The following is an 8,133-nucleotide window of genomic DNA, read 5'->3' on the forward strand; positions in this document are numbered from 1 at the left end:
CCGCGGCGGAGGCGGCCGGCAAGGCCAGTCAGGCCGCGCCCAACCAGGCCGCGCCCACCCAGCCTGGCCCCGATGGCGATGTCGAGAATGCGGGCGACGGGTCATGACGCCCCGCCGCTCGCGCCGACGACGGGTAGTCGGACAGGCACTCTTCGCCCTGCTCATGGCGGTGATGCTCGGCGCCTGCTCGGGACTGGCGACCTCGGGCCCGGTCCGCCCCGGCCTGCGCGTGGACAGCCCCGTCGAACAACGCGAGGTCCAGCAACTGCCCTCCGGTCCCCGCCCCGGTGCCCCGGCCGACGAGGTCCTCACCGACTTCCTGCGCGCCTCGGCGATCAGCTTCGGCGACGTCACCGTGGCCCGCAGCTACCTCACCGAATCCGCCAATCAGGCTTGGGCGCCCGACCAGGGCACCGTCATCCGCGGCAACGACGAACCGATCGTGCGCATGAGCGTCGGAGGCGGTCGTTTCACGGTCTCCACCCGAGTCGTCGCCACCATCGACGAGGTCGGCCGGATGACGGTCGGCCAGGCCGACGAGCGCCGCACCGCGCAGTTCCGGCTCTCCCGCCCCAGCGGCGGCGAATGGCGGATCTCCGAGCTGCCGAGCGGGTTCGGGCGATGGATGACACGCGCGGAGTCCGACGACTGGCTGCGCCCGTTCAACCTGTACTACCAGTCCCGCAGCACCGGCATCCTCATTCCGCAGCGCCGGTGGTTCCCGCTCACGGGCATCGTCAGCCGGTTGGCGCGCGAGCAACTGGCCGGCGCCCCCGCGTACCTGCGGGGAGCGACGTTCGCCGACCCGCCGGTGCGGCTGGCCGGGGACCTGGTCGCGGTCCGTGACGGCGTGGCCAGTGTCCCGGTGCAGGCCAGCGACGTCGTCGCCGACCCCGACCGTCGTCGCCGGCTGTACGCCGAACTCGCGGCCACCCTGACCCAGGTCACTGACCTGCCCGACGTCGCCTCGGTGGCCGCCGTGGAGATCACCGCGGACGGGGTGCTGCTCGAGGCCGAGGGTGTGGCCCCGCCGGTGGCGACCCCGGAGGAGGTGGGCGCGACGACGAACCCACCGACGACCACGGGCACACCGCTGGTCCGCCGCGGCAACCGGCTGTACCCGACGACGTTCGACGCCCTGGTCGGCAACAGCGAGCCCGCGCCGGCGCCCGCTGATCTGCCGGCCCTGACCGGTGATCCCGAACTGCTCGCCCAGTCACAGGACGGGACCGAGATCGCCTGGACCGACCGGACCCTGACCCATGTGCATCGGGCCCGCGCCGATGCCCGTGGGCAGGTGACCGGATTCGGAATCGAGTTGACCCGCCCGATGTACGACACCCTCGACTGGCTGTGGGTCAGCGGACGGTCCCGCGACGGGTCCGCCGGTCTGTGGGCGCTCGCGGCCGCCGACCCGCCGACGGCCCGGGGGCCGCAGGTGTCTCGGATCACCGTTCCCTCCTTGGCCCGCAATCGCTTCATCCGCGCCGCGCGGGTCAGCCCCGACGGCGCCCAGATCGCGCTGCTGACCACCGATCAGCGCGGTCGAGACACTCGGCTGGAGGTGGCCGGCATCGTCCGGCGCGCCGACGGCCGTCCGTGGCGGCTGTCCCGGCTGACCCGGACCATCGTCACGCCGTTCGAGGACATCCGTGACGTCGTCTGGATCAACCTCGGTGCCGTGGGGGTCCTCAGCAATGCCTCCGGCGAGCGTGCACCCCGCGCGGCGATCGTCGAGCTCGGTGGGTACGACATGGTGCTCGGGGGGCTGGCCGGTGCCGAGTCGATCATGACGTTCGGCAGCCGCCGCACGCTGGTGCTGCAGTCGGAATCGGGTCTGTACGTGCGCGCCGGCAACGGGTGGAAGGCCGGCAGCGGCGGTCAGAGCCTGACCGTACCGCTGCGCTGATCGACACACCCGGGCTGAGCGACACCTGCGCGCGGAGCCGGTTGTCCACAGCCCCGTCGGCGGAGGCCGCCCCGTCCACAGGAACCGGCAAGGCCCTGTCCCCAAGGGTCCGAAGCCCTGACGCTGAGCGTCATGAGCCTGATCTCGACTGCCAGCCGGGCGGCGGGTGCCCTGACCGACCTGGTCCTGCCGACCGTGTGCGCGGCCTGCTCCGAGCCCGGCCAGGTGCTGTGCCGACGGTGCACGGCCGCCCTGTCCGGGTGCTGCTTCCCCGACGGCCCGGCTCGCGCCCGCCTGGGCCGGCATCCGGCGGCGCTTCCGCCGACCTATACGGCCGGGGCCTACCTCGACGTGATGGCGAAGCTGATCCGGGCCTACAAGGACGGCGACCGTCGCGACCTCCGCGACGTGCTGGGCGCCCTGCTCGCCACCTCGCTGGACGTCTCGCTCGCGGCCACGCTCGGCTCCGACGACGCGGCCTTGGCGGCGCTGGCCACCGGCCGCGGGGGCATCCTCGTTGTCCCGGCACCCTCGTCGATCACCGCCCTGCGGCGCCGTGGCGATGTGCCCCTGCACGCACTGACGGCGGCCGCCGTGGCCGGGTACCACCGCGACGAGGTGTCGTGGGCTCCCGTGTTCGGGCATCGCCGACGCGGGGTGCAGAAGCGATTGACCGTGACGGGCCGGCGCGCCAACCTGGCCGGGGCCATCCGAGTCCGGCGGGTCTGGCGGTCCGCGCTCGACGGAGCGGTGTGTGTGCTCGTCGACGACGTCATCACCACCGGATCCACCTTGGCGGCCGCCGCGACGGCGATCCGAGCCCACGGCGGGTATCCGGTGGCGTGCGCGACCATCTGTGCCACCCCGAAATGGGGTCCGTCCTGAGTGGGCGAGCACCATCACACACATTCGACACGAAGAATTGGGGGGCTGTTCACCGCACGGACACTCGACGGACTAACGTTGCTGTATGGCAGCACGTCAGGGAACGCCATCACCGCGTTCCAGAGCGCAGGCCGTCGGTCGGCCACAGCGCAGTGGGGCGTGCGCAGGAGGTGATGCCGCGATCTAACGGCCCCGACAGGCCACCTCACCTTTTCGCCACTTGCGCCACCACGGCGCGCACCCTCAGGAGGGATCAGTGGACATCGTCGTAACTGGACGCCATGTACAGATCACCGACCGCTTCCGTGAGCACGTCATCGACAAACTCGACAAGATCTCGCAGTTCGAGGCACGCATGCAGCGGGTGGACGTTCTCGTCACCCACGAAGGCACGCACCGCGGCACCAAGGACACCGAGCGGGTGGAGATCACCTGCCGGGCCAAGGGGCCGACGATCCGGGCCGAGGCCTGCAGCGACGACAAGTACGCCGCCCTCGATCTGGCCCTGGACAAACTGCTCGAGCGACTGCGTCGAGCCAGTGACCGTCGACGGGTACACCGCGGACGTCGAACTCCTGAATCCGTTGCCCGGGCGACGGCGCACATCTCCGAGGAGTTGGCCAACCACGATCACCCGCCGGTGACCGAGGAGTCGGCCACCGAGGGGCCGTTCGGCGACTCGCCGGTCGAGGTGCGCGAGAAGTGGCACTCGTCACCGGCGATGACGTTGGACCAGGCGCTGTACGAGATGGAACTCGTCGGTCACGACTTCTTCCTGTACCACGACTCGGACACCGACCGGCCCAGCGTGGTCTACCGCCGTCGCGGCTGGTCCTACGGCGTGATCCACCTTGAGGTGATCGAGGCCCCCACCGAGGCCGCGGACAACGTCCCGGACGTGGCCCGCACCGGGGTCGCCTGACCGTCACGGCGCCACCAGAGGCCAGTGGACCGCTCCCCGATCGGGGAGCGGTCCACTGGCGCGTTTCACGGGCACGGCACCAATGCGACTAGTCTGAGCAGGACCACGTTTGTGCCGCGGCGACGGCACGGGAGCAGGAGAGCATTTTCGTGAAGCTAGTCGAGCGCATGCTGCGCGCCGGTGAGGGCCGCGTCGTCAAGCGGTTGGAGGGGATCGCCGCGCAGGTCAACGCCATCGAGGAGGACTTCCTCAAGCTGACCGACGCCGAACTGCGTGGCGAGACCGACCAGTTCAAGAAGCGGCTTGCCGACGGCGAGACCTTGGACGACCTGCTGCCCGAGGCCTTTGCCGCCGTCCGCGAGGCCAGTCGCCGCACGATCGGCAAGCGTCACTTCGACGTGCAGATCATGGGCGGGGCCGCGTTGCACATGGGCAACGTCGCCGAGATGAAGACCGGTGAGGGCAAGACCCTCGTGGCCACCCTGCCGAGCTATCTCAACGCACTGGCCGGCCAGGGCGTCCACGTCATCACGGTCAACGACTACCTGGCCGAGTACCAGTCCGAACTCATGGGTCGTGTGCACCGCGCGCTCGGACTCGAGACCGGCTGCATCCTGAGCAGCATGACTCCGGAGCAGCGTCGGGTCGAGTACAACAAGGACATCACCTACGGCACGAACAACGAGTTCGGCTTCGACTACCTGCGCGACAACATGGCCTGGTCGCCCGACGAACTCGTCCAGCGCGGCCACAACTTCTGCATCGTCGACGAGGTCGACTCGATCCTCATCGACGAGGCGCGCACGCCGCTGATCATCTCCGGGCCGAGCGATCAGCCGCAGAAGTGGTACGTCGAGTTCGCGGCGATCGCCGAGACCCTCGATCGGGGCAAGGCCGGCAAGGACGGGCAGCCCTCGACCGGTGACTACGAAGTCGACGAGAAGAAGAAGACCGTCGGCGTGCTCGAGGCCGGCATCGACAAGGTCGAGGACCACCTGGGCATCGACAACCTCTACGAGCCCGAGAACACCCCGCTGATCGGGTACCTCAACAACGCCATCAAGGCCAAGGAACTCTTCAAGCGCGACAAGGACTACGTCGTGCTCAACGGCGAGGTCATGATCGTCGACGAGCACACCGGTCGTATCCTGGCCGGGCGCCGCTACAACGAGGGCATGCACCAGGCCATCGAGGCCAAGGAGCAGGTCGAGATCAAGAGCGAGAACCAGACGCTCGCGACGATCACCCTGCAGAACTACTTCCGCATGTACGACAAGCTCTCCGGCATGACCGGTACCGCCCAGACCGAGGCGGCCGAGCTGAACTCCATCTACAAACTGGGTGTCGTGCCGATCCGCACGAACCGCCCAATGATCCGCAAGGACCAGGCCGACCTCGTCTACCGCACCGAGGACGCGAAGTTCCGTGCCGTGGTCGCCGATATCGCCGAGCGCCACCACAAGGGGCAGCCGGTGCTCGTGGGCACGACCAGTGTCGAGAAGTCCGAGTTGTTGTCGCGCCTGCTCGACGACCGCGGGGTCAAGCACGCGGTCCTCAATGCCAAGCAGCACGACCGTGAGGCGACCATCGTCGCCGAGGCCGGCCGCAAGGGTTCGGTCACGGTGGCGACGAACATGGCCGGACGTGGTACGGACATCATGCTCGGTGGCAACCCCGAGTTCATCGCCGTCGCCGCCCTGAAGAAGCGTGGCCTCGACCCCGAGGAGACCCCGGAGGAGTACGAAGCCGCCTGGGACGAGACGCTCGAGAAGGCCGAGCAGGCGGTGGCGGCCGAGCACGAGACCGTCGTCGGGCTCGGTGGGCTGTATGTCCTGGGTACGGAGCGACACGAGTCGCGGCGCATCGACAACCAGTTGCGTGGTCGTTCCGGCCGTCAGGGTGACCCGGGGGAGTCGCGGTTCTACCTCTCCCTGCAGGACAACCTCATGCGACTGTTCAACGCCGGGTTCGTCGACCGGGTCATGACGGCCAGCAAGATCGACGACGACACCCCGATCGAGGGTCGGATGCTCTCGCGCTCGATCGAGTCGGCGCAGAGCCAGCTCGAGGGCCAGAACTTCGAGATTCGCAAGAACGTCCTCAAGTACGACGACGTCCTCAACCGTCAGCGCAAGGTCATCTACGCGGAGCGTCGTCGGGTGCTCGAGGGCGAGGACCTCGAGGTGCAGGTCCGCCACTTCGTCACCGACGTCATCGACAGCTACATCGATGCCGCGACGGCCACGGGCTTCTCGGAGGAGTGGGACCTCGACAAGTTGTGGAGTGCGCTGCGTGACCTGTACCCGATCTCGCTGACCCAGCAGCAGGTCATCGACGGTGCCGGAACCCGGGCGGCGCTGACCGCGGACGCCCTGCGCGAGGCGATCCTCACCGATGCGCACGAAGCATACGACCGGCGCGAGGCCGAACTCGGCGAGGACGTCATGCGCCAGTTCGAGCGGCGTGTCGTGCTGTCCGTGCTCGACCGCAAGTGGCGCGAGCACCTCTACGAGATGGACTACCTCAAGGAGGGCATCGGGCTGCGGGCCATGGCCCAACGCGAACCGTTGGTGGAGTACCAGCGCGAGGGCTACCAGCTCTTCGACGCCATGACCGAATCCATCAAGGAGGACTCGGTCGTCCATCTGTTCAACACCGAGGTCCAGGTCGAGGAGGCGGCCCCGACGGTCACGCCCGTCCACGTCACCGATCTGCTCAGCCAGTTGAGCGGCGGCACCAGCGGGCAGCCGAGCGCCGGGGACGAGTTGTACGACGCGGTGCGTGACGCGCCGCTGCAGTACTCCGCCCCGAGCGACGACGGGTCCGTCGAGCAGCACGAGATCCTCCCCGACGGCAGCCTCGCGCCCGACGCCGCCGTGGTCGGCAACCGCGCCCAGCGCCGCGCCGAGGCCAAGCGGCAGCGTCGCGGCAACTGATCGCCAGGCAGGATCGCCAAGCCGCCGATCGCGGCGCCAGGGGCCGGCCGGAGTCACCCTCCACCGGCCCCTGACCTGTGACCTGCGCAAACGCATCTCCGACGCATCTCCGAAAGACCACTACCGATCGGTATTACCGCGTGGTAATAAGGACGTCGGGACGGTAACGACGCCCTCCTGACCACCCCGCAGCCTCGCCTGCGACCGATCTGAAGGATGCGCAATGAAGCGATACCTCTCGACCGTGATCGCCGTCTTCGCGGCACTGGCCATGAGTCTGGGCCTCGTCTCCGCGGCCACGGCCGCCAAGCCGACGGCCTACGTCAGCAGCACCTCGTCCCCGCTGCTCGCCCTGGGTGTGAACTTCGGGCTGTTCACCATGGAGGGCTTCGGTGGCACGACCATCGACCCGGCCAGCAAGACGATCAACGCCGAGGTCATCGGTAACCCCGACGCCTCGGGCATCATCATCTCCAAGGGTGGCCTCACCCTGAGCAAGGCCGACGGCACGTCGCTGACCATCAAGAACATCAAGTACGACACCCGTCGCGGTCAGGTCACCGGTGTCATCGAGGGTGAGCGTGTGCTCCTCTACACCGCCAAGCCCATCTCCGAGACCACCTCCCAGCTGATCGTCGCCCCCGAGGGCGGCGCCTACATGCGCAAGTTCGTCAACTTCCTCGGGGTCCCCGCCGACGGGTCGGACTTCGGCACCTCGACCCTCAAGAAGGCCTGAGTCAGGCACGGCCTTGCACCCTCCGAACGGGGGCCGGCGTCCGAACGGACGTCGGCCCCCGTTCGTGTCCATGGGCCCACCGGGATGTTGGGCCCACCGGGAGGTTCGCTCAGCCGGTCTGCAGTGCGGTGAGCACCCACCGGCCGTCCAAGCCGGCGAACCGCAGGGCCATGGCCCGCACGCGAGGACCGTCCTCGACGATGACGGCGGCCTCGATGACCTCCGGAGTCGGCAGGCAGGTCACGACTCGGCGGATGCGTACCGGGCGCCGGGCCCGGTCCACCCCGCGGGCCCGCTCCGCGGCAGCGCGCCGGGCGGCTACCCCGCTGCGACGCGCGACGACGGCGTAGACCTCGCTGGAGGTCCAGCGCAGCAGTTGCGTCGGAGCCCGTTGGCCCTGCATCACCTCGGTCACCGCACGCGCCATGTGAATGGCCCACCGCCGGGGGTCGGGCAGGTCCTCCATCGAGGTGGGCAGGCGGTCGAAATCGGCATCGGAACCTGTGGTGCGGCTCTCGACCGCGAGGGCGTCCTGGACATACCGCGGCCCGCCCAACGGCGCTCGAGTATTCCTCTCGGCGGGCCGGAGCACCGCGCTCGGGGTGGGCAGTGACCGTGGGGCGCGGCGTACGCGCAGTTCGGGCAGGGGTTGTGCCGGTGGCGACGTGGCTCCGTCGGCCGACGCGAGGGTCGCGGCGGAGAGGGTCGCGGCGGGGCCGGTGACGGTGGGGACGGCCACGGCGGT

General features: G+C 69.4%; 6 protein-coding genes. 5 read left to right on the forward strand and 1 reads right to left on the reverse strand.

Annotated features, from left to right (window positions below; all coding sequences use genetic code 11):
- Window positions 1-103: 103 nt before the first annotated feature.
- From KD1_RS14720 to KD1_RS14740, 5 genes are all read left to right on the forward strand, one after another.
- Window positions 104-1,909 carry an LpqB family beta-propeller domain-containing protein gene (locus tag KD1_RS14720; RefSeq protein ID WP_083542513.1) on the forward strand — a complete coding sequence of 602 codons (1,806 nt, stop codon included), beginning with the start codon at window positions 104-106 and terminating at the stop codon, window positions 1,907-1,909.
- 132 nt (window positions 1,910-2,041) lie between these two features.
- Window positions 2,042-2,794: a ComF family protein gene (locus tag KD1_RS14725; protein ID WP_068403177.1), complete on the forward strand. Its 753-nt coding sequence runs from the start codon at window positions 2,042-2,044 to the stop codon at window positions 2,792-2,794.
- 256 nt (window positions 2,795-3,050) lie between these two features.
- The gene (gene hpf / locus KD1_RS14730) at window positions 3,051-3,716 is read left to right on the forward strand and encodes a ribosome hibernation-promoting factor, HPF/YfiA family (RefSeq protein ID WP_068403179.1); all 666 of its coding nucleotides are present in this window, start codon (window positions 3,051-3,053) and stop codon (window positions 3,714-3,716) included.
- Between the two features lie 167 nt (window positions 3,717-3,883).
- Window positions 3,884-6,652: a preprotein translocase subunit SecA gene (gene secA, locus KD1_RS14735; RefSeq protein WP_068403181.1), complete on the forward strand. Its 2,769-nt coding sequence runs from the start codon at window positions 3,884-3,886 to the stop codon at window positions 6,650-6,652.
- Window positions 6,653-6,875: 223 nt separating this feature from the next.
- Window positions 6,876-7,388, forward strand: a complete 513-nt coding sequence (locus KD1_RS14740) for a hypothetical protein (RefSeq protein ID WP_068403183.1) — start codon at window positions 6,876-6,878, stop codon at window positions 7,386-7,388.
- 109 nt (window positions 7,389-7,497) lie between these two features.
- On the opposite strand, the gene KD1_RS16970 is transcribed toward KD1_RS14740, so the two are convergent.
- Window positions 7,498-8,133 (reverse strand): Rv3235 family protein (locus KD1_RS16970; RefSeq protein WP_169795411.1); only part of this gene is annotated, 636 nt, incomplete at its 5' end.

Source organism: Kribbia dieselivorans NBRC 106261, from assembly GCF_001552435.1.
GTDB lineage: Bacteria > Actinomycetota > Actinomycetes > Actinomycetales > Dermatophilaceae > Kribbia > Kribbia dieselivorans.